The sequence below is a fragment of the Thioclava marina genome (genome assembly GCF_002020135.1).
Lineage (GTDB): Bacteria > Pseudomonadota > Alphaproteobacteria > Rhodobacterales > Rhodobacteraceae > Thioclava > Thioclava marina.
Window position 1 is genome coordinate 35,509 of sequence record NZ_MPZS01000003.1, and the last position, 20,299, is coordinate 55,807.

Below are 20,299 nucleotides of genomic sequence, written 5' to 3' on the forward strand. Positions count from 1 at the left end.
CTGACGCAGCGGCCGCGGAACAGCAGTCCAGACCGCGTCGCGATCTATGTCACGAGATCTTCGCCTCGGCCTTGAGCGCATTGGCAAGAGAGCGGAAACGCGCCTCGGCGACCTCTCCGAAAAGTGCGGTGCCGCGCTTGGTCAGCTTCAGCTCCAGAACGCCCTTCTTGGCCGAATATTGGAGCTCTCCGGCGTCGCCGGGGCTGTGGGTCGCGAACATCGATCCGAAGCGCATCGCCTTGCCCAGCACCTCTGCTTCCTGAATGTCCTCGTCGCTCAGCAGGGGCAGGAACGGTTCAAGGCGCGAGCCGTTGCGAGAGTTCTTGTAACGGTGCAGGAGCGCCACTCCGAGCCAGATCCGCTCGGCATGGGACATGGCCGAGTAATTCGCGCGGGTGACATTCTCGAAACAGGCCTCGGCGCGGTAATCGGGATGCGTGCGCCACGTCGTGTCGTGAAGCAGGCAGGCGGCGCGCACGAGGCGGAATTTCTCGGGCGGCAGCGGACCGAAGATCGGCTCGATGAAGGCGTGCAGTTTCTTGCCAAATCCGGGCATCCGGCTCATCACGCGCTCGGTATGGCGGGCAGCCTCGACCAATGGGTCACGGCGGCGCAGGCGCTCGGGCATCTGCTCGTAGAGCAGACCCTCGCGGATACCGTAGGCCGAGACGTCGATCTCCTTGGGCTGGAAGGTCTCGATCAGCTCGCGCAGCACTTGCGTGGCAAGCGGGACCAGCTCCATCCGCGCGGAGGAGGTGCCGGTCTTGGCCCGCAGCTTCTCGTTGTCGGATTTGGCGATCCAGTCGATCGTCTCCACCAACCCCTCGGGGTCCATCCGGTATTCGTGCAAAACCAGCAGCGGATAGCCGCGCCGCTCCATGTCGAGCCGTGCGATCGCGCGCCACGAGCCACCCACGAGGTAGATGCGTTCGTGATCGGTGCCGACCTGTGCGGCAAGCTCGGCCATCGTGGCCTGGATATGCGCGGTGACGGCCTTCTTGCCGCCCTCGATCTGTTGCAGGCGGAACGGGCCGAGTTGCGAGGTGGCGCGGCGCCAGACCTTCCCGGCGCGGATCTCGGCCAGCTCCATCGAGTTGCCGCCGATGTCGCAGACAAGCCCCTCGGCCTCGGGCCAGCCCAGAAGCACGCCCTGCGCCGAGAGCCTCGCCTCCTCGATCCCGTCGATCACATGGACCTTGAGGCCGGTCTCTTTCTCGATCTGCGCGTGATACTCGGGGCCGTCCTCGGCATCGCGCATCGCGGCGGTCGCAACGCAGGTGAGCGGGCCGATATCCATCCCTTCGGCAAGGGCGGCGAAGCGTTTGAGCGCCACAAGGCCGCGCGCGCGCCCCTCGGGATTGAGCCGACCGGTCTCGGCCAGCCCCTGACCGAGGCCCGCCATTACCTTTTCGTTGAAGAAATAAGCCGGGCTGCGGGCCGCCCCGTCGAAGACCACCATGCGGATCGAGTTCGATCCGATATCGACGACGCCGACGCGCGAAAGCGCGCGCACGGACGGATCGTCGAAGAGCGGCTGACCAAAGGGATCCCAATCGTCGCCATCGGCAAGTTCCAGCGGCGCCTTGTTTTTCGTCATCGAGCCCGTCCGAGTGAGTCGTCCGGCCCCACGCTAGGGCTAGTCGAAGCTGTGGGCAAGTTTCGGAACGTCCTGTGCCCCTGCGGAACCCCGGCCCGAGAGCGAGGGATATTCCATGAAGAACCGGTGGCAGGAGAAGAGATCCTCCTTGCCCTCGGGCAGGTGGCGGATGAACTTGCCGTCGGGTTGCAGGATCCAGCTCTGCGCCTCGTCGGCCATGTTCGCGGACATGATCTGGCCGACGATCTGCGCTTTCACGGTGGGGTTCTTCGCCTCGATCAGCGTCTCGACCCGGCGGTTGAGGTTGCGCCCCATCCAGTCGGCTGAGGAGAAGAACACGCGCGCCTCGTTCGAGGGCAGGCTGTGGCCATTGCCGAAGCAGACGATGCGCGAATGTTCAAGGAAACGCCCGACGATGGATTTCACCCGGATGTTTTCGGACAGGCCCTTGATGCCCGGGCGAATGCCGCAGATGCCGCGGATCACGAGCGAGATCTTCACCCCCGCCTGACTGGCGGCATAGAGCGCGTCGATCACTTCGGATTCGATCAGCGAGTTCATCTTCGCCCAGATCTCGGCGGGCTTGCCCTGCCGCGCGTTCTCGGCCTCGCGCGCGATCAGCTCGAGCAGGCGCGGCTTGAGCGAGATCGGCGAGATCGCGAGGTTTTCAAGCCCTTCGGGCTGCACATAGCCCGAGAGGTAATTGAACACCTTGGTCGCATCGCGCCCCAGCGCCGCGTCGCAGGTGAAGAAGCTCAGGTCCGTGTAGATCTTCGCGGTGATCGGGTGGTAGTTGCCGGTGCCGTAGTGGGTATAGGTCACGAGCTGGTCGCCCTCGCGGCGCACCACGGTCGAGATCTTGGCATGGGTCTTGTAGTTGATGAAGCCGTAGACGACATGCGCGCCCGAGCGCTCCAGCCGGCGCGACTGGCGGATGTTCGCGGCCTCGTCGAAGCGCGCTTTCAGTTCGACCAATGCAGTAACCGACTTGCCGTTCTCGGCGGCCTCGCAAAGTGACGAGACGATCGGGCTGTCCTTCGAGGTGCGATAGAGCGTCTGCTTGATCGCCAGCACGTTCGGATCGTTGGCGGCCTGATCGAGGAAGCGCACCACGAGGTCGAAGGTCTCATAGGGGTGATGCAGAAGGATGTCCTTCTGCTTGATTGCGGCGAACATGTCGCCCTCGTGGTCCTGCACGCGTTCGGGCACGCGCGGGGTGAAGGGCGGCCAGAGCAGGTCGGGGCGCTCGCCCAGAACCAGTTCCTTCACATCAGCGATGCCGACGAGCCCCTTTTCCTCGACCACGTCCTCGGGAGCGACGTGCAATTCGCGCATCACGAGCGCTTGCAGGTCCTCGGGCGCGCCGGCCGAGACCGACATGCGGATGACCTGGCCCCGACGGCGGCGCTTGAGTGCGGTTTCGAATTCGCGCACGAGGTCTTCGGCCTCGTCCTCGACTTCGAGATCGCTGTCACGCAGCACCCGGAACGAGCACGAGCCCACATCCTTGTAGCCCGGAAAGAGCGAGCCGAGATGCAGCATCAGGAGCTGTTCGAGCGGCAGGAAGCGGGCTTCACCGGGCAGGCGCACGAAGCGGTCGATCTGCTGCGGGATCGGCAGCAGAGCCTGCAGGCGGCGATGATCGTTGTCGCGCTCCAGCTCGAGCGCGAGGCAGAAGCCCGTATTGGGGATGAAGGGGAAGGGGTGCGCCGGGTCGATCGCCAGCGGCGAGAGCACCGGGAAGACCTTGTTGAGGAAGTGATCCGAAAGAAAGTCGAGGTCGCGCTTGGTCAGCCGCGAGCGCGATACGACATGGATCCCCTCGCGTTCCATCTCGCGCTTGAGCGCCGACCATGTCGCCTGCTGCGTATCCATCAGGCGGCGCGCATTGGCGTTGATCTTCTCGAGCTGCTCGGCCGGCGACAGCCCGTCGTCGGAAGAGTTCACGTTGCCCTCGCGCACCAGCTCCATCAGGCCGGCCACGCGCACGGTATAGAATTCATCGAGGTTGGTGGCCGAGATCGACAGGAACCGCACCCGCTCGAGAAGGGGCACACGCGGATTGCGCGCCTCTTCCAGCACCCGCCAGTTGAAGGCAAGCCAGCTCAGTTCGCGGTTGAAGAAACGCCCCGGTCCGGTGATCTCCGCTTCGGGCAGCGTGATCGGGGTCGGGAAGGGGGACTTGAGGAAATCGGCTTGTGTCATGGCGCGCTTATCGTTGGAGTTTGTAATGCCTGCGTGACAGTTTGCGCGGCTCAGTCGAGACTGTCCAGCACCTCTGCGGCGAGCCTTTGGGTGATCGCGCGACGCTGCGCGAGCGCCTGCCGGTCGAGCGCGGCGACCAGCTTGCGCGCGGTGGCAAGCGAGCGGTCCATCCGCGTCACCAGCCACGAGATCAGGTTCGGCGCCACGGTCAGCTGGCGGTCGGCAAACAGCTTGACCAGAACCGCGGCCAGAAGCGCGTCATCGGGGGGCGTGATGCGCACCGTGGCGGTCGCTTCCATCCGGCTGATCAGGTCGGGTAGGGTGAGGCCCCAGTCGCGCGGCGGCGTGCGTGCGGTCAGCAGCAGTTGCCCGCCCTCGGCCTGCATCAGGTTATGCAGGTGAAAGAGCGCGCGCTGATGCTCGGGGCTTTGCGCGATCGCTTCGGCATCCTCGATCACCGCCGCACCCTGGGCGACCAGGTCGGGGGCCATGTCTTCGGTGAGATCGCGGGCGCGGAGCACGTCCGCTCCGTGCTCGTCGGCCCAGATCGCGGCGAGATGCGTCTTGCCCGCACCCTCGGGCCCGATCAGGATCATCCGCCCCAGTGGCCAGGCCTCTGGGCTGTCCAGCGTGGTCAGCGCCAGCGCATTCGCGGGGGCGATGAAGAAGTCCTCGCGCCCCTGCGCGGAACGCAGATGCAGCGGGAAGGTCAACTGCTCGGCCATTTCAGCTCTCGTTGTCGCTCGTCTCGGCTGCGCCCGTGCCGGTCCCTGTCTCCGCTGGAAGGCTTTGCGCCGACAGGCCGCGATAGAGCGCCCCATGCAGATATTGGTCAATGAAGAAACGCGCAACCACTCCGATCACCGCCGCGACCGGCACCGCGACCAGCATGCCGACGAAACCGAAGAGCGTGCCGAAGGCGGAAAGCGCGAAAATCAGCCAGAGAGGATGAAGCCCCACGGAATCGCCAACGAGTTTCGGCGTCACGAAATTGCCTTCGAGAAACTGGCCAAGCGCGAAAATGCCCGCGACGATCCCGATATTGAGCCATTCGCCCCAGAACTGGAACAGAGCCAGCCCGATCGCGAGCGTACCGCCGATGATCGCGCCGATATAGGGAATGAAGGTCAGCGCACCGGCAACCGAGCCCACGAGTAACCCGAAATCGAGCCCCGCCGCCATCAGCGCCACCGCGTAGAAAGTGCCGAGCACGAGGCAGACCGTGACCTGCCCACGCACGAACCCCGAAAGCACCCGGTCGATGTCGCGTGCGATCTGGCGGATCGTGGTGACGTGGTCGCGTGGCAGCCAGCCGTCGATCTTGGCGACCATCCTGTCCCAGTCGAGCAGCATGTAGAAAGCCACTACCGGCACCACAACGATGTAGATGACGACATTGACCACAGTCATCGCCGAGCTCAGGAGCGTCGCGGCGAGCTCCCCGCCACGCGACTTGATCGCGTCACCGAGGCTGTTGAGCGTGTCGTTGACGACGGAATTCTGCAACAGGTTCGGGAAGCGTTCGACGAGGAACGCCTGAAGCGAGCGCAATAGGTCGGGGGCCAGAGCGACGAGTTGGCTCAGCTGACGCACCAGCATCGGAACGATCGCGAGCGACAGGATGACGAAGGCCAGCACCGCCACCAGCGCGATGATCGCCGTCGAGGCCGCCCGCGAGAGCCCCAGCTTTTCCAGCCGGTCGGCCAGCGGGTCGAGGAAATAGGCGATTGCGCCCCCCATGATGAAGGGAAGGATCACATTGCCCAGCCACCATAGTGAAAACACCAGCACCAGCGTGGCGAGGCTCCAATAGGTGATCTGCTGGCGAACAGGCAGGGCCATCGCGGCTCCTTTGCGAAAGGGCGTTGTCCTAACGTGGCGAAACAGCGGGGGAAATCAAGGCTCAGCTCGCATCCGGGGCGGGATCGGGGGGCGGTGGCGGGACATAAGCCTCGGGATCGGCCTGCCATTTGCGCCATTGGGTGTAGAAGTCGTTTGGGTCGTCGTCAGTGAATATGGGCAACTCCCACTCTGGCCAATGAGCCGGGCGCGGCACTCCCTCGGGCAGGATCACCGAGGCGTCCCCGAAGGCGGCGGAGATTTGATCGGCGGTGAGTTCGACATCGTGGTAATCTACGTCTCTCAGCGCAGCACCTTGGAAAGTAGCTGCGCTGAGAGACGTAGAGGTATCCATCCGCGCCCTGCGGAGGTCCGCCCCCTCCATCCGCGTCTTATTGAGGCGTGCGCCGGATAAGATGGCGGAGGATAGGTCGGCGTTTTGCAGGTTGGAGCCGCGCAGGTCGAGCCGGTAGCCGGCATAGGCGCCGATCAGTTCCATCCAAGCGAACAATTCCCTTTCGTAAGTGTCGAGCGCCTCTTCCGTCAACGCCACTTCGTCGGCCTCAGGCAAGGCGGGGTAGGGCGTGTCGAAAACCCAGTCTGCATCCGGTTTGGCATCCGTGCCCCAGCGCGCCTCGTGTCGGCATTGATTGGCGTCACGGCGCCCGAGGATCGACAGCGCAAGCTGGATGTCCCCGCGCGGCTTGGGGAGACGACTAGCCCAAGTCTTGGTCGCCTCGGGAGATATCCAATCTTCTAAATCGTCCTGCTGCCGAATATTGTATTTCTCTTTGAAATCCTCGTCACGCAATGGCGGATCATCCGGACCGCTCGACGTTGTCTCGCGCTCGTAGGTTTCTCTCATCGAGATCCTCGCCTCGCTCGCCGGCGCGTTGTTGCGGATATAGGCGCAGAGGATTTCCATCACCCGCACATGGTCACGGCCCTTGTCATAAGCCACTGAGTCCTGCGAGATCCGTTCGAGCGAGAGGAGCCCGCCGATCCGCACCTCGATATTGGGTTCGCTACGCTCCTCCCCGTCGATCTTGACCACCTTCTCCGCGCCCAGTTGCTCCACCGCCTTCGAGATCCGGTCGGTGATATGGCCCTCCTTCTGGAAACCGAGCTGGCGGTGCTTGATCACCGTGCCCCAGATCACGAAGGGCGCGCCGAGGATCGCCGCGATCAAAGCGCCTGCCCCCAGATTGGGGCCGCCCGCGCCGGTCCAGACCTGATGGGAGGTCCCAAGAACGACGACGAAGGCCGCGATCAGGGCGAAGATCACGAGTATCGGGACGAAGATCAGAATCGCCGAGACGACAAATCCGATCAACCGCCCATAGGGGCGGGCCAGTTTCCAGTCCGGGGCGTCGGTGAGGCCGATCCAGTCGAGAAGGTCTTCGGGACGAGGTTTCTTTGCCATCAAATGCTCGCGTTACAATTCCCGTAGCATGGAGCAACTCCAAACATCTGCCAAGGCGCTGCCATCTTGCCCAATCCCCCCGTTTCCTCTAGGCCAAGCGCAACAAACGACCTCAACGCTCAAAGGACCGCCGATGCGCCTGTCCCGCTACTTTCTTCCCGTTCTGAAAGAAACGCCCGCCGAGGCGCAGATCGCCTCGCACCGCCTGATGCTGCGCGCGGGCATGATCAAGCAACAGCAGGCCGGGATCTATTCCTGGCTGCCGATGGGCTACAAGGTGCTCAAGCGGATCGAGCAGATCGTGCATGAAGAGCAGATCCGCGCGGGGCATATTCCGCTCTTGATGCCGACGCTCCAGCCCGCGACGCTGTGGCAGGAATCGGGCCGTTACGATGCTTACGGCCCCGAGATGCTGCGCATCCGCGACCGCCATGATCGCGACATGCTCTATGGTCCCACCAACGAAGAGATGATCACCGACATCTTCCGCAGCCATGTGGAAAGCTACAAGTCGCTGCCGCTGACGCTCTACCACATCCAGTGGAAATTCCGCGACGAGGTGCGGCCGCGTTTCGGCGTGATGCGCGGCCGCGAATTCCTGATGAAGGACGGCTACAATTTCGACCTGACCAAGGAAGACGCGCTGCACGCCTATAACCGCCACATGGTCAGCTACCTGCGCACCTATGAGCGCATGGGCCTCACCGCGATCCCGATGCGCGCCGATAGCGGCCCGATCGGGGGGGACGATACGCATGAATTCCTCGTGCTGGCCGAGACGGGCGAGTCGGAAGTGTTCTACGACGCCAAGGTGCCCGAGCTGAAACTGGGCAAGCGCGCCGTCGATTACGACAATCGCGACGAGGTCGCGGGCATCTGCGAGGAGTTCACCACGCTTTACGCCCGCACCGACGAGACCCATGACGAGGCGCTCTTCAACGAGATCCCCGAGGAGCGTCGCAAGGTCGGCCGCGGTATCGAGGTCGGGCAGATCTTCTATTTCGGCACCAAATATTCCGAGCCGATGGGCGCGACCGTGAACACCCCCGATCAGGGCAAGGTGCCGGTCCATATGGGCTCGCACGGGATCGGGGTGAGCCGTCTCGTCGGCGCGCTGATCGAGGCGAACCACGACGAGAAGGGCATCATCTGGCCCGAGGGCGTGACGCCGTTCCATGTCGGGATCGTGAACCTCAAGCAGGGTGATGTGAGCTGCGATTCCGCCTGCGAGGCTCTGTATCGCGCCTTTGTCGAGCACGGGCTCGACCCGCTCTATGACGACCGCGAGGAACGGGCGGGGGCGAAATTCGCGACGATGGACCTGATCGGTCTGCCCTGGCGCATCACCGTCGGGCCGCGCGGGATTGCGGCGAACAAGGTGGAACTCACCTGCCGCCGTACCGGCGAGAGCGAAGAGATGTCGGCGGAAAAGGCGGTCGAGAAGGTCGCGGGGATCTATGCGGCGCTCTGATCCGATCGTCGCGCTGGTCGCGGGGCTCCTGCTTGCAGGGGCCGCGCAGGCGGGCGGTCTGGTCGCGTGGTCCGATGGGGATCTGGGCATCGCCGCGCAGGTGCCGCAAGGCTGGGTCTCGGATACGATGCCAGGTGGCGGGGTGTTGTTCTCGGCGCCCGGCATCGATCCGCACAAGGCGCCTCATGTGGCGCTGCGGGCCCATGCCGACAACGGTTCGGATCTGGACGCGGCCCATGACCAGCTCCTGCGCGCGATCCTGCTCGATGGCGAGACGGTTCTGAGCGACGACCAGGGCACGGCCGGTTTCGCGATCCGCTCGCAAGATGCTTTCGGAAAGGTGACACTGCACCAGACCGAGCGGCTCGATTGCGCAAGCGGGGCGCTGCTCGCCTCGGTGCAGACCGATTATCCGGCCGGGATGGCAGCGCAGATGGCGCCGCTTCTGGCACAGGTGCCGGCCACGCTGACCTGCCGTTGAGGGGGCGCTGCCCCCGCGCTGACGCGCCCCCCGAGGTATTTCGGGCAAGATGAAGAGGCGTGCACCCGCCAAGACGGGGCGTGCGGCCTTGACCTTTCGGATCAGCCGCGCCAGCTTGCGCCGAATTTTGGTGGATGGAGCCGATGGCCGCACGCACTGCCCCGTTTTCCCGTTTCGAGTTCATGATCGCCTGGCGTTACCTGCGCGCGCGTCGCGCCGAAGGAGGCGTGTCGGTGATGACCTGGATTTCGCTCATCGGCATCACGCTGGGCGTGGCCGCGCTGATTGCGACGCTCGCGGTGCGCGCAGGGTTTCGCGCAGAGTTCGTCGGCACCATCGTGGGCTCGAACCCGCAGATCACCGTCTATTCCGCGCCGACCGAGGTGGTGGAGGGATCTGGGGTCTATTCGCGCCTGATCCGCGATTACACGCAGCGCACCGAGCGCATCAAGGCGATCCCGGGCGTGGTGAGCGCCGCGCCTGCGGTGCGTGGTCAGGCGATGGTGAGTTTCGGCGAGCGCTCGAACGTGGGCGATGTCTACGGGTTGGCGTTGAGCGATCTGAAGAACATTCCCAATATCGCCCATTCCGAGGATGCGCAGGGCGATATCGACGATTTCGGTGCAGGGATCGCGATGGGGATCGGGATGGCGCGCGATCTGGGCGTCTCGGTCGGTGACACGATCAAGCTGATCTCGCCCAATGGTGCGAAGACGCCGCTTGGGACGAGCCCGCGGGTCAATGCCTACAAGGTCGTCTATATCTTCTCGGCGGGGCGCTACGATATCGACCAGACGCGGCTCTACATGCCCTTCAGCGAGGCGCAGAGCTATTTCAACCGTGAGGGAGGGGCGGACGAGATCGACGTGGATGTGACCGATCCCGAAGAGGTCGAAAGCTGGGAGGCCGCGATCAGCGATGCGAGCGGGCCGGGAACCCTGCTGTGGACCTGGAAGGATGCTTCGGGCAGTTTCCTGCGTGCGCTCACGGTCGAGGATAACGTGATGTTCATCATCCTCTCGATCCTGGTGCTGATCGCCTCGATGAACATCACCTCGGGGCTGATCATGCTGGTCAAGAACAAGGGCCGCGATATCGGCATCCTGCGCACGATGGGGCTGAGCCAGGGCTCGATCCTGCGGGTGTTCTTCCTCTGCGGGGCGTTCACCGGCGTGATCGGCACGATCGCCGGGCTGACGCTGGGGGTGCTGTTCGCGGTCAATATCGACAGCGTCATGAGTTTCGTGAACTGGCTGAACGGGGGCGGGGTCTGGGATCCGTCGATCCGTGGGATCTATCACCTGCCGGCGAAACTTCAGCCGCTGGACGTGATCAAGGCGGTGGCGTTGTCGCTTTCGCTGAGCTTCATCGTGACGATCTTCCCCGCGCGGCGCGCCGCGCGGATGAACCCGGTGGAGGCGTTGCGCTATGAATGACGTGCTGATCTGCGAAGGCATCGCGAAGAGTTACAACCGGGGGAAGCCCAACGAGATCACGGTGCTGCGCGACCTGAGCCTCACGATCCCGAAAGGGAAGGTGACCGCGCTGGTTGCGCCTTCGGGCGCGGGCAAGTCGACGCTGCTGCATATCGCGGGGCTCCTGGATACGCCCGATGCGGGGCGGGTGGTGATCGACGGCGAGGATCTGTCGGGCGCGCGCGACGGCAAGCGCACGGCGGCGCGGCGCGAGAAGCTGGGTTTCGTCTACCAGTTCCACCACCTGCTGCCGGAGTTTACGGCGGCCGAGAACATTATCTTGCCGCAGCTCGCCAATGGCGTGAGCCGATCCGCAGCCGAGGCGCGTGCGGCGGATCTTCTTGGCTGGGTGGGGCTGTCTGCGCGGATGGATCACCGCCCTTCCGCGCTCTCTGGTGGCGAGCAGCAGCGTGTGGCCTTCTGCCGGGCGCTGGCCAACGCGCCGAGCCTGCTTTTGGCCGACGAGCCGACGGGCAACCTCGATCCCGCAACCTCGGACACGGTCTTCGACGTGCTGATGGGGCTCGTGCGCGAAACGGGACTTTCGGCGCTGATCGCGACGCATAACTTGGAGCTGGCCGCGAAGATGGATCGCGTGCTGCGGCTCGAGAATGGCGCTTTGACGGAGGGGTAAATGATCGTCTTTGGGATTTCGACCTGTGACACGGTGCGCAAGGCGCGCAAGGCTCTGGAAGCGGCGGGCCGCGACGTGGAGTTTCGCGACGTGCGCGCCGAGCCCCTGACGACCGAAGAGATTGCCGAGTTCGAAGCGGCGTTTGACGAAAAGATCGTCAACCGCGCCTCGACCACTTGGCGCGCTCTGAGCGAGGAAGAGCGCGCGGCGCCCATCGCCGATCTGCTGAGGGCCCATCCGACGCTGATGAAGCGCCCGGTAATCCGCGAGGGCGACAAACTCACGCTGGGCTGGGCGAAGCCGGTTCAGGCCGAGTGGCTCTGAGCGTCTGAGACGCTCGAAAGCAAACGACCCGCGCAAATGGCGCGGGCCGTTCGGGTCAAACCTGTGTCAACCGCTCAGAGCAGTTGCAGATCCGAAGCCGAGGCGCGACCGTCGCGACCCGACTGGAGCTCGTACGACACTTTCTGGTTGTCGGCGAGTTCCTTGAGGCCCGCACGCTCGACCGCCGAGATGTGCACGAACACATCCTTGCCGCCTTCGTCGGGGGCGATGAAACCATAGCCCTTGGTGGAATTGAACCATTTCACGGTGCCAGTGGCCATACCGTCTTCTCCTTCGTAGTCTCCCGGGGGCGAGATTGCCGCCGGGCCGTGCAGCCAGTGTCTTTCGGGTCTTCCGGCTGCCTTTTACAGAAGCGAGGCGGTAGGAAAGTCTGCGAAACACGCTTTCCGAGTCTCTATGAGTTTTGCAAAAATGCAATGACAATCCGTGAGGGGCGCAACTCCCTCACAGGCCAGTGAAATTTGGCGATCCGCCTGTTTTTGCGGCAATTATCCGCGCAGGTCCGGCGGGGTCGATTCGGCCACCAGCTCGGCCACGATCTCGTCGAGCGCGACCGTCGCAGTGCGGGTGTCGCCGAGCTTGCGGACCGAAACGGTGCGCTCCTCGACCTCTTTCATACCGATCGCGAAGATATAGGGCACCTTGGCCAGCGAATGCTCGCGGACCTTATAATTGATCTTCTCGTTGCGGGTATCGGCCTCGGCGCGCAGGCCCGCGGCACGGAGCTTCTCGGTGACTTCGCGCACGTAGTCATCGGCATCCGAAACGATCGAGGCGACCACGACCTGACGCGGGGCGAGCCAGAGCGGCATCTTTCCCGCATGGCTCTCGATCAGAATGCCGAGGAAACGCTCGAAGGAGCCCAGAACGGCGCGGTGGAGCATGACCGGACGGTGACGGTCGCCATCCGACCCCACGTAATCGGCATCGAGGCGCTCGGGCAGGTTCGGGTCGACCTGAAGGGTGCCGCACTGCCATTGCCGACCGATCGCATCGGTCAGGGTGAATTCCAGTTTCGGGCCGTAGAAGGCGCCTTCGCCCTCCTGGATCTCGTAATCGTAACCGGCATTGCGGCAGGCATTGCCGAGGCTTTCCTCGGCATGGTCCCAGCTCTCTTCCGAGCCGATACGCTTTTCGGGTCGGGTCGAGAGCTTCACCGACCAGTCGTCGAATCCAAGGTCGGAATAGATCCCGGCGAGGAATTCGATGAATTTCTTCGTCTCGGATTCGATCTGGTCCTCGGTGCAGAAGATATGCGCATCGTCCTGCGTGAAGCCGCGCACGCGCATGATACCGTGCAGCGCGCCCGAGGGCTCATAGCGCGCGCAGGACCCGAACTCGGCCATGCGCAGCGGCAGGTCGCGATAGCTCTTCACGCCCTGATTGAAGATCTGCACGTGACAGGGGCAGTTCATCGGCTTGAGCGCGTTGATCGTCTTTTCGCGGGCATGCTCCTCGTCGACTTCGACGATGAACATGTTCTCCTGATAGTTCTCCCAGTGGCCCGAGGCTTCCCAGAGCTTTCGGTTGACGACCTGCGGGGTGTTCACTTCGACATAGCCGTCGGCGCGCTGCTTGCGGCGCATGTAGTCCTGAAGCGCGGTGTAGATCGTCCAGCCGTTGGGATGCCAGAAGATCTGGCCCGGCGCCTCTTCCTGCATGTGGAAGAGATCCATCTCGCGGCCGAGTTTGCGGTGGTCGCGCTTGGCGGCCTCCTCCATCATCGTGACCCAGGCGTTGAGATCCTTCTTGGTCTTGAACGCCACGCCATAGATGCGCTGGAGCATCGGGCGGCTCGAGTCGCCCAGCCAATAGGCGCCTGCGACATGGGTCAGCTTGAACGCGTCGGCGGGCACCTGACCGGTATGCTGAAGGTGCGGGCCCCGGCAGAGATCCTGCCAGTTCCCGTGCCAGTACATCCGGATATCCTCGCCGGGCGGGATCCGGTTGATCAGCTCGACCTTGTACGGCTCGTTCGTGGCCAGGTAGTGGTCGATCGCATGTTTGCGGCTCCAGACCTCGGTCTTGACCGGGTCGCGTGCGTTGATGATCTCGCGCATCTTCTTTTCGATGGCGCCGAGGTCTTCGGGGGTGAAGGGCTCTTCGCGGTCGAAATCGTAAAACCAGCCATTGTCGCGCACCGGGCCGATCGTGACCTTCACGCCGGGATAGAGGTCCTGCACCGCGCGGGCCATGATATGGGCGAGGTCATGGCGGATCAGCTCCAGCGCGGGGCCGTCATCGGCCATCGTGTTGATCGCGATCTGCGCATCCTCATGGATCGGCCATTGCAGATCCCAATGCGCGCCGTTGACCTGCGCGGAGATCGCTTTCTTCGCAAGCGAGGGCGCGATCGAGGCGGCCACTTCGGCCGGCGTCACGCCTGCGTCGTACTCGCGCGAATTGCCATCAGGGAAGGTGAGGGAGATCTGGGACATGTCGTCCTCCTCGTCGGTTTGGCGCCCACGGAACGCCCGGTTGCGGGATATATGTTGCCCGAGCCTTTTGCGCGCGCAGGGCGGGCCTGTCAATGGGGCGGGGGATGCAGAGATGTCGCGGGGCTTGTCGCCGCCGGAAATTGGCCCGCCGAAATGGGCCGATGCGGCGAAGTTGCCCGCGCTCCTACTCGACGAGCCCCGGCACCGGCAGTCCCGCCGATTGCCACAGCAGCACGAAATTGAGCCCCAGTACCACCGTCGCCCCCAGCACCGCGAGCCACAGCACCGGCCCGCGGATCGCGAACCGGCCCATGATGTCGGGGCGCCGCGCGAAGACCAGAAGCGCCACCATCGGGACGGGCAGGGCGATCGACAACACCACTTGGCTCATCACCAGCGCTTCGGTCGTGTTCACGCCCAGCCAGACGACGACGAAAGCGGGGGCCATCGTGATCACGCGGCGCAACCAGACCGGAATGTGGCGGCGGATGAAGCCCTGCATGATCATCTGCCCCGCCATCGTGCCCACGACCGAAGAGGAAATCCCCGAGGCGATCAGCGAGGTCAGGAAGGCGGCAGCGGCGAACCCGCCCAGAAGTGGCGTCAGTGTGTGATAGGCAGTCTCGATCTCGGCCACTTCGGCATGACCCTGATGGAAGGCAGAGGCCGCCATGATCACCATCGCCATGTTCACCATTCCTGCGACGGCGAGCGCGATGATCACCTCGCGGTTCGAGAAGCTCACCAACCTTGCCTTTTGCGCAGGGTCGCTGGTGAGCGCCCGGTGCTGGGTCAGACCTGAATGCAGGAAGATCGCATGCGGCATCACCGTCGCGCCGATGATGCCCACCGCGATCGTCAGGGCGCGGGCATCGGGCATCGTGGGGGTGGTCAGACCCGCAAGCGCGCTGCCCCAATCGACGGGGGCCACGAACATCTCTGCCAGGTAACAGGCCCCGATCAGCGCCACGAGCGCGCCGATCACGATCTCCATCGGCCGGAAGCCGCCACGTTCGAACATCAGGATCGCGTAGGTGACCACCGCCGTCACGCCCATCCCCCAGATCAGCGGCCAGCCAAAAAGCAGTGACAACCCGAGCGCGCCGCCCAGAAACTCCGCAAGATCGGTCGCCATCGCGGCAATCTCCGAGACGATCCACATCGCGATCGTGACGGGTTTCGAGAAATTCTCGCGCGACAGTTCGGCCAGGTTCTTGCCCGTGACGATCCCGACCCGCGCCGAGATCCCCTGGAAGAGCATCGCGATCAGGTTCGCGGCCAGTACCACCCACAGGAGCTTGTATCCATAACCCGCGCCCGCCCCGATATTCGTCGCGTAATTGCCGGGATCCATATAGGCGACCGAAGCGATCACGGCAGGGCCGAAGAAAAGCCACATCGCGCCGCGCCGGGGCGATCCGGCCAGAACCTCGGCCATGGCCGACCGTGTCCTGTCACTCATTCCCTGTCCTGCGCGACTGTTCATTGCCCGGGTCTCCTGTTGCTGCGCTCGCGAAATGTAGCCTTGGCTACAAATTTCGCAAGGGGCTAAATTACGTTGACTTGGGAGGAGTGCCCGCGTCATCCTTTTCCTTGGCTTCCGGCAGGCGCTGCGCTATGCGGGCGGCCCCCGCATCAGGCACCCGGCGAGACAGGAGCGATGAGCGAAACCGACCCCTCTCAGATCAAGGGCTTCAACCGTGCCCGTGAGCGCGCCTCCCGGGCGTTGCTGGAGGATTATGTCGAGATGATCGCGGATCTGGCGGCCGAATTCGGCGAAGCTCGGATCACCGAAATCGCGGCGCGGCTCGGCGTGGCTCATCCGACGGCCACGAAGGCCGTTGCGCGGCTCAAGCGGGAGGGACTGGCGGTCTCACGTCCCTATCGCGGGGTGTTCCTGACCGAAGCCGGCGAGGCATTGGCCGAGCAGGTGCGCGCGCGGCACCGAACCGTCGTGGCGCTTCTACGCGCCGTGGGGGTGCCCGAGGATCTGGCCGAGCTCGATGCCGAAGGGATTGAGCACCATGTCTCGACCCGCACCCTCAAGGCGTTCGAGGCTTTCCTTGCCTCACAAGGCGGCAAAACGGGCTGAGAGGCGCTCTGCCTCGCCCGCAAGTCCGAAGGGCGGATTCACCACGAACATACCCGAGCCGATCATGCCATGGCCTTCGCGCGCGGGGGGGAAGCGCACCTCGTGGCTCAGTGCCTCGGGGAAAGCGCCGCGCAATGCGGCGACCATCCCCTCCTGTGCGCCTGAGGCCAGAACCGGGTACCACAATGCGATGATCCCGACGTTCCACTTTTTCGCGACCTGACCGATCAGCTTCGGCATCGCGACATAATCCGCCTTCTCCTCGAAGCTCGGATCGATCAGCATCAGGCCGCGGCGCGGGGTGGGGGGCGTGAGCGCCAGAGCCATCTCGCGCCCGTCTGCCTTGTGAACGGTGATCTTGCGCCCCACAGCCTGGCGCAGCGCGGTGAATTCCTGCGGATGCAGCTCGCAAAGCTGGATCGTGTCGATGTCCCGCAAGAGCGCCATGGCCACCAGCGGCGAGCCCGGATAGGCTTGCGGCCCATGCTTGGCCCGAACCGTGGCGAGCGCCCGCATATAGGGGTGATCGGGCGCAAACCAGCCCAAGCCCTCGATCCGTGCGATCCCCGCCGCTGCCTCGCCCGTTTTCACCGCCTCGGCCGCATCCAGCGCATAGAGCCCGCGCCCGGCATGGGTCTCGAGGTAACTCAACGGCTTGTCCTTGCGCGTGAGGTAGTCGAGCGCCGAGGCCAGCAGTGCGTGCTTGTGCACATCGGCGAGATTTCCGGCGTGATAGGCGTGTTGATAAGACAGCATCGGCGGGCCTCCTTGCGCTCCTTCCTGCCCTGCGCCGCGCGTGAGGGCAATCCCGAAGCGCGGGCCTTCTTCTTGATCCAAATATCTCGGGGGGCGCCGCACGGCGTGAGGGCAGGGCCCCCTCGACCTCTCCGCATGGCGAGAAAAGAAAACGGCGGCGCCCAGGGAGGAGGAGGGGCGCCGCCGTCTCTTTGCTACCTTGGGTCTCAGGGAGGAGGAGAGACCCTTCGGCATGTCCGACGCCGCTTCAGGGAGGAGGAAGAAGCAGCGTCTTACCCTTGGGCCCAAGGAGGAGGATAGGGCCTTCGGTATCTGGTGGGCGGCACCCTCAGGGAGGAGGAGGAGGGTGCCGCCAAAACGATCGGTCCAGGGAGGAGGAGAGGACCTTTCGCATTCTTGTACTCAGTTTGGACCCTTTGGTCCGCATATCAAGTGCTGCACTGCAGCATGCGACAGCCTGTCGCACCTGCGCGCTGATTGTAGGCGGCGACCTCAGGGAGGAGGAGAGAGATCGCCGCCTGCTCAGCGCGGGTCTCAGGGAGGAGGAGAGAGACCCGGGCAGCTCGGTTCCGGCATCGCAGCGTCTCGCCGCGCGGGGCCGGTATGGTCTGGATGGCGGCGCCCTCAGGGAGGAGGAGGAGGGCGCCGCCGAGTTCCTAAGCCCCAGGGAGGAGGAGAGGGGCTTCGGAAATCAATTACTTGCCGTATGCGGCCTCATAGGCCACGCGGGTGATCATCGAGCGATGCATCCCGAGATCGTCGAGCTCGCGGGAGGACAGCGAGCGGAGTTCGTTGAGCGTCTGACGGTACACCTTGCGACGCGCCATGGCGTCGGAGAGTTTTGCCTTGAGCTTCGAGAAGCCGCTTTCGCTCAGTTGGATGTCGTGAACGAGTGCCATCGTCTTCGCCTCTTCTTTTCTCGTACGGGGCCCTGAGCGTTTTCCCGCTTCTGGGCCCGAATTCGTCACTGCGCTTTCTGTCGCGTTGTCCCTAAGATGGGCCGAATGCTGCGGGTGCACAATGCGCCGAGGCCTCAATGCCGCCATGCAGAAAATGCATGAATGATTCTGACCCATTTCCGAGGCATATGCGCAAGAAACGTGCGCTTCGGATGCATGTTCGCATCTGAACCTGTCGGTTTAGACAGGAATGCGCTTGAACTGCGCGGCAAAAACGCCACAGTTCCCGGCGAATTGACCATTTTGACGGACGCTAACAGTCCGGGGAATCGGAGGGTTTGCATGGCTCTGAGCAAGGAGCAGGTGCTTGATGTGCTGCGTGCAGTCGAGGTGCCGGGGGGCGGAACCGCGGTGAGTCGCGATCTTCTGCGTGCGCTCGCGGTGCAGGACGGGGTTGTGAGATTCGTGCTCGAGGGTGCGCCGCAGGCTGAACTCGAGGCGATGCGCCCGGTGCTCGAAGCGGCGGTGAAGGCGCTGCCTGGGGTGGCGAGCGTGACGATCGTGGTGCCCGCGGGGCCGCCGCGCGGTATGGGCGGGACGGCGCAACAGGTGCGCGGCCCGGCAATCGGCGGTCATCCCAAGCCCCAATCGGGTCCGCAGCCTGTGCCGGGGGTGGCCAGGATCATCGCGGTCGGTTCCGGCAAGGGTGGCGTGGGCAAATCCACCGTCAGCTCCAACCTTGCCGTTGCGCTTTCGCGAGCGGGCAAACGGGTGGGGCTGCTCGATGCCGATATCTATGGCCCGTCCCAACCGAGGATGATGGGAGCAACGCAGCGGCCCTCTTCGCCCGATGGCCAGACCATCCTGCCGCTGAAGGCGCATGGCGTCGCGCTGATGTCGGTCGGCCTGATGCTGAAAGAGGACGAGGCGGTGATCTGGCGCGGTCCGATGCTGATGGGCGCGATGCAGCAAATGCTTTTCCAGGTGAAATGGGACGAGTTCGGCCCGCTCGACGTGCTCTTGATCGACCTGCCGCCCGGAACCGGCGATGTGCAGCTTACGCTGTGCCAGAAGACGAAACTCGATGGAACGATCGTCGTGTCGACTCCGCAGGACGTGGCGCTGCTCGATGCGAAGAAGGCGATCGACATGTTCCGCAGGCTCGATGCCCCCGTGCTGGGGCTGATCGAGAACATGTCCTCTTATATATGCGCCAATTGCGGGCATGAGGCGCATCCTTTCGGTCAGGGCGGGGTCGAGGCGGAGGCGGCGCGTCTGGGCTTGCCTTTCCTTGGTGCGCTGCCGCTTGATCTCGATGTGCGGCTCGCGGGTGATGCCGGCACGCCGGCTGCGGCGGGCGAAGGGGCCGCGGCCGAGGCCTATGCGGCGCTTGCGGAGGCATTGATCGCGCGCGGCGCGGTCTGATCCATTCCATATGAAGATTCGAAAGGGCGCCCTTCGCGGCGCCTTTTTTCTCATTCTGCGCGCGGCGCTTCGGGGGCTCACGGGAATTCGTGGGATCTTGTTCTGGGAATTCACGGGAGCGTGTGGCTGACGTGAGGGGGCGAGTCGCGGCGAAAATCGGGAAATCACAGGGAAATCGCGCCGAGTCGAGGCAAATCATCCTTTCGTGATGGGCGGTTTGAGGCTTGGCCCCTGGGATATTTTCGCCACGAAAGGCGTGCTTGGGTCGATCTTTTGGAAAAAATTTGAATCCTCTGGGAACTTAACCCACCCGAGCTTTGCCACTAAATATGGGGTTGAGTCCGAAAATTCATGCCATATAAAGCATGTTTTACCCGAAGGTCTCAGTTCCTGATGCCCTTTCGGCGTGATCTCTTCCCATTTCTCGGCAAATTTTTTCTTGCGTGCCATGAATTCCCATGGCATCCCTAATTCATCGGAAGCGAGGACACAAAGAGGCATAAAGACCTCACGGCGATACGCAGGTTTCATACAGGCACCCGCTTCACGAAAATAAGAGATCCGGCGCGCGAGCGAGCAGACATCCCCCCCAGGTGGCGCGTGCAGTCGGACATACCCAGAGATGGGAACGAGGGCGGCGGATTGGGCAGTGGCAGCAGCCCAATCCGCCGTTTTCATTTCCGGGCTCCGGCCCGGTTCGGGACAGGTGATAGGAGCGCGCTTTGGCGGGCATGTTCATAGGCGAATACACCTTCAAGGTGGACAGCAAGGGTCGCGTGTCGATCCCCGCGCTGTTTCGTCGTGAGCTCGAGGAGGGCGACCCCGACCGTCCGAACAAAGAGCGTCCGCGCATGGTCATCGTCTACGGCGCCGATACCCAGAAAATGCTCCAGGTCTATACGCAGGCCGCTTTCGAAGCGCTGGCCGCCGATATCGCGGCGCTTCCGCGCGGCTCGAAGCAGCGCACGATCCTGCAGCGTCTCGTGCTTTCGAAATCGCATCCGACCGAGGTCGACAATGATGGTCGCCTGGTGATCCCGGCGCCGCTTCGCGCGAAGATCGGTCTGTCGAGCGAGGCCTATTTCTCCGGCGTGGGCGAGACCTTCGAAATCTGGAACCCCGAGACCTTCGCCGCTGCCGACGAAGCGAATATCGACCAGTGGGTCGAGGAGCAGGGCGAAGATTTCGACCCGCTCAGCCTTTTGTCACAGGGGTGAGC

The 20,299-nt window shown here is 63.9% G+C and carries 19 protein-coding genes; 8 read left to right on the plus strand and 11 right to left on the minus strand.

What is annotated here, in order from left to right; genetic code table 11:
* Nucleotides 1-49: 49 nt before the first annotated feature.
* The 5 genes from BMG00_RS14500 to BMG00_RS14520 form a co-directional block, all read right to left on the minus strand.
* Nucleotides 50-1,597 (minus strand): Ppx/GppA family phosphatase, encoded by a 1,548-nt coding sequence (locus BMG00_RS14500; protein WP_078530152.1) that lies wholly within the window; start codon nucleotides 1,595-1,597, stop codon nucleotides 50-52.
* 39 nt (nucleotides 1,598-1,636) lie between these two features.
* Nucleotides 1,637-3,802, minus strand: coding sequence for an RNA degradosome polyphosphate kinase (locus BMG00_RS14505; protein ID WP_078530151.1), 2,166 nt, complete (start codon nucleotides 3,800-3,802; stop codon nucleotides 1,637-1,639).
* A gap of 50 nt (nucleotides 3,803-3,852) precedes the next feature.
* Nucleotides 3,853-4,527, minus strand: a complete 675-nt coding sequence (locus tag BMG00_RS14510) for a P-loop NTPase family protein (protein ID WP_078530150.1) — start codon at nucleotides 4,525-4,527, stop codon at nucleotides 3,853-3,855.
* A gap of 1 nt (nucleotide 4,528) precedes the next feature.
* Entirely contained in the window at nucleotides 4,529-5,644 is a 1,116-nt protein-coding gene (locus tag BMG00_RS14515; protein ID WP_078574856.1) for an AI-2E family transporter, read from the minus strand.
* Between the two features lie 61 nt (nucleotides 5,645-5,705).
* Nucleotides 5,706-7,064, minus strand: coding sequence for a pentapeptide repeat-containing protein (locus BMG00_RS14520; RefSeq protein ID WP_078574857.1), 1,359 nt, complete (start codon nucleotides 7,062-7,064; stop codon nucleotides 5,706-5,708).
* Between the two features lie 133 nt (nucleotides 7,065-7,197).
* Between BMG00_RS14520 and proS the strand changes: the two genes are divergently transcribed.
* From proS to BMG00_RS14545, 5 genes are all read left to right on the plus strand, one after another.
* On the plus strand, nucleotides 7,198-8,535 hold the full coding sequence (gene proS / locus BMG00_RS14525) for a proline--tRNA ligase (RefSeq protein WP_078574858.1): 1,338 nt from the start codon (nucleotides 7,198-7,200) through the stop codon (nucleotides 8,533-8,535).
* Entirely contained in the window at nucleotides 8,522-9,016 is a 495-nt protein-coding gene (locus tag BMG00_RS14530; protein ID WP_078574859.1) for a hypothetical protein, read from the plus strand. The genes proS and BMG00_RS14530 overlap by 14 nt, the downstream gene beginning before the upstream one ends.
* Nucleotides 9,017-9,159: 143 nt before the next feature.
* Nucleotides 9,160-10,452 (plus strand): lipoprotein-releasing ABC transporter permease subunit, encoded by a 1,293-nt coding sequence (locus tag BMG00_RS14535; protein ID WP_078575258.1) that lies wholly within the window; start codon nucleotides 9,160-9,162, stop codon nucleotides 10,450-10,452.
* The gene (locus BMG00_RS14540; protein WP_078574860.1) at nucleotides 10,445-11,125 is read left to right on the plus strand and encodes an ABC transporter ATP-binding protein; all 681 of its coding nucleotides are present in this window, start codon (nucleotides 10,445-10,447) and stop codon (nucleotides 11,123-11,125) included. Before BMG00_RS14535 ends, BMG00_RS14540 begins: the two co-directional genes overlap by 8 nt.
* A complete protein-coding gene (locus BMG00_RS14545) occupies nucleotides 11,126-11,449 on the plus strand; it encodes an arsenate reductase family protein (protein ID WP_078574861.1) in 324 nt (107 codons plus the stop codon).
* Nucleotides 11,450-11,523: 74 nt separating this feature from the next.
* Here the strand turns inward: BMG00_RS14545 and BMG00_RS14550 are convergent, their stop codons facing one another.
* The 3 genes from BMG00_RS14550 to BMG00_RS14560 form a co-directional block, all read right to left on the minus strand.
* Nucleotides 11,524-11,730 (minus strand): cold-shock protein, encoded by a 207-nt coding sequence (locus BMG00_RS14550; protein WP_038078802.1) that lies wholly within the window; start codon nucleotides 11,728-11,730, stop codon nucleotides 11,524-11,526.
* 228 nt (nucleotides 11,731-11,958) lie between these two features.
* On the minus strand, nucleotides 11,959-13,908 hold the full coding sequence (gene thrS / locus BMG00_RS14555; RefSeq protein ID WP_078530142.1) for a threonine--tRNA ligase: 1,950 nt from the start codon (nucleotides 13,906-13,908) through the stop codon (nucleotides 11,959-11,961).
* Between the two features lie 184 nt (nucleotides 13,909-14,092).
* Nucleotides 14,093-15,370: an Nramp family divalent metal transporter gene (locus BMG00_RS14560; RefSeq protein WP_245795053.1), complete on the minus strand. Its 1,278-nt coding sequence runs from the start codon at nucleotides 15,368-15,370 to the stop codon at nucleotides 14,093-14,095.
* Between the two features lie 198 nt (nucleotides 15,371-15,568).
* Between BMG00_RS14560 and mntR the strand changes: the two genes are divergently transcribed.
* Nucleotides 15,569-16,000, plus strand: a complete 432-nt coding sequence (gene mntR, locus BMG00_RS14565; protein ID WP_078530140.1) for a manganese-binding transcriptional regulator MntR — start codon at nucleotides 15,569-15,571, stop codon at nucleotides 15,998-16,000.
* Here the strand turns inward: mntR and BMG00_RS14570 are convergent.
* Both BMG00_RS14570 and BMG00_RS14575 read right to left on the minus strand, forming a co-directional pair.
* Nucleotides 15,977-16,756 (minus strand): 23S rRNA (adenine(2030)-N(6))-methyltransferase RlmJ, encoded by a 780-nt coding sequence (locus BMG00_RS14570; protein WP_078574862.1) that lies wholly within the window; start codon nucleotides 16,754-16,756, stop codon nucleotides 15,977-15,979. The genes mntR and BMG00_RS14570 overlap by 24 nt on opposite strands.
* A gap of 695 nt (nucleotides 16,757-17,451) precedes the next feature.
* Nucleotides 17,452-17,655: a DUF1127 domain-containing protein gene (locus BMG00_RS14575; protein ID WP_078530138.1), complete on the minus strand. Its 204-nt coding sequence runs from the start codon at nucleotides 17,653-17,655 to the stop codon at nucleotides 17,452-17,454.
* A 342-nt stretch (nucleotides 17,656-17,997) separates the two neighbouring features.
* On the opposite strand from BMG00_RS14575, the gene BMG00_RS14580 reads away from it, so the two are divergent.
* Nucleotides 17,998-19,080, plus strand: coding sequence for an Mrp/NBP35 family ATP-binding protein (locus BMG00_RS14580; protein WP_078574863.1), 1,083 nt, complete (start codon nucleotides 17,998-18,000; stop codon nucleotides 19,078-19,080).
* A gap of 195 nt (nucleotides 19,081-19,275) precedes the next feature.
* Here the strand turns inward: BMG00_RS14580 and BMG00_RS17530 are convergent, their stop codons facing one another.
* Entirely contained in the window at nucleotides 19,276-19,758 is a 483-nt protein-coding gene (locus BMG00_RS17530) for a hypothetical protein (RefSeq protein ID WP_146642668.1), read from the minus strand.
* 53 nt (nucleotides 19,759-19,811) lie between these two features.
* Between BMG00_RS17530 and mraZ the strand changes: the two genes are divergently transcribed.
* Nucleotides 19,812-20,297 carry a division/cell wall cluster transcriptional repressor MraZ gene (mraZ, locus tag BMG00_RS14585; RefSeq protein WP_168172795.1) on the plus strand — a complete coding sequence of 162 codons (486 nt, stop codon included), beginning with the start codon at nucleotides 19,812-19,814 and terminating at the stop codon, nucleotides 20,295-20,297.
* The last annotated feature ends 2 nt before the right edge of the window (nucleotides 20,298-20,299 follow it).

Excerpts from the sequence above, each read along its gene's own strand:
- BMG00_RS14500 (WP_078530152.1), bottom strand. The coding sequence starts at position 1,597 with ATGACGAAAAACAAGGCGCCGCTGGAACTTGCCGATGGCGACGATTGG.
- BMG00_RS14505 (WP_078530151.1), bottom strand. The coding sequence starts at position 3,802 with ATGACACAAGCCGATTTCCTCAAGTCCCCCTTCCCGACCCCGATCACG.
- BMG00_RS14510 (WP_078530150.1), bottom strand. The coding sequence starts at position 4,527 with ATGGCCGAGCAGTTGACCTTCCCGCTGCATCTGCGTTCCGCGCAGGGG.
- BMG00_RS14515 (WP_078574856.1), bottom strand. The coding sequence starts at position 5,644 with ATGGCCCTGCCTGTTCGCCAGCAGATCACCTATTGGAGCCTCGCCACG.
- BMG00_RS14520 (WP_078574857.1), bottom strand. The coding sequence starts at position 7,064 with ATGGCAAAGAAACCTCGTCCCGAAGACCTTCTCGACTGGATCGGCCTC.
- proS (WP_078574858.1), top strand. The coding sequence starts at position 7,198 with ATGCGCCTGTCCCGCTACTTTCTTCCCGTTCTGAAAGAAACGCCCGCC.
- BMG00_RS14530 (WP_078574859.1), top strand. The coding sequence starts at position 8,522 with ATGCGGCGCTCTGATCCGATCGTCGCGCTGGTCGCGGGGCTCCTGCTT.
- BMG00_RS14535 (WP_078575258.1), top strand. The coding sequence starts at position 9,160 with ATGGCCGCACGCACTGCCCCGTTTTCCCGTTTCGAGTTCATGATCGCC.
- BMG00_RS14540 (WP_078574860.1), top strand. The coding sequence starts at position 10,445 with ATGAATGACGTGCTGATCTGCGAAGGCATCGCGAAGAGTTACAACCGG.
- BMG00_RS14545 (WP_078574861.1), top strand. The coding sequence starts at position 11,126 with ATGATCGTCTTTGGGATTTCGACCTGTGACACGGTGCGCAAGGCGCGC.
- BMG00_RS14550 (WP_038078802.1), bottom strand. The coding sequence starts at position 11,730 with ATGGCCACTGGCACCGTGAAATGGTTCAATTCCACCAAGGGCTATGGT.
- thrS (WP_078530142.1), bottom strand. The coding sequence starts at position 13,908 with ATGTCCCAGATCTCCCTCACCTTCCCTGATGGCAATTCGCGCGAGTAC.
- BMG00_RS14560 (WP_245795053.1), bottom strand. The coding sequence starts at position 15,370 with ATGAGTGACAGGACACGGTCGGCCATGGCCGAGGTTCTGGCCGGATCG.
- mntR (WP_078530140.1), top strand. The coding sequence starts at position 15,569 with ATGAGCGAAACCGACCCCTCTCAGATCAAGGGCTTCAACCGTGCCCGT.
- BMG00_RS14570 (WP_078574862.1), bottom strand. The coding sequence starts at position 16,756 with ATGCTGTCTTATCAACACGCCTATCACGCCGGAAATCTCGCCGATGTG.
- BMG00_RS14575 (WP_078530138.1), bottom strand. The coding sequence starts at position 17,655 with ATGGCACTCGTTCACGACATCCAACTGAGCGAAAGCGGCTTCTCGAAG.
- BMG00_RS14580 (WP_078574863.1), top strand. The coding sequence starts at position 17,998 with ATGGCTCTGAGCAAGGAGCAGGTGCTTGATGTGCTGCGTGCAGTCGAG.
- BMG00_RS17530 (WP_146642668.1), bottom strand. The coding sequence starts at position 19,758 with ATGAAAACGGCGGATTGGGCTGCTGCCACTGCCCAATCCGCCGCCCTC.
- mraZ (WP_168172795.1), top strand. The coding sequence starts at position 19,812 with ATGTTCATAGGCGAATACACCTTCAAGGTGGACAGCAAGGGTCGCGTG.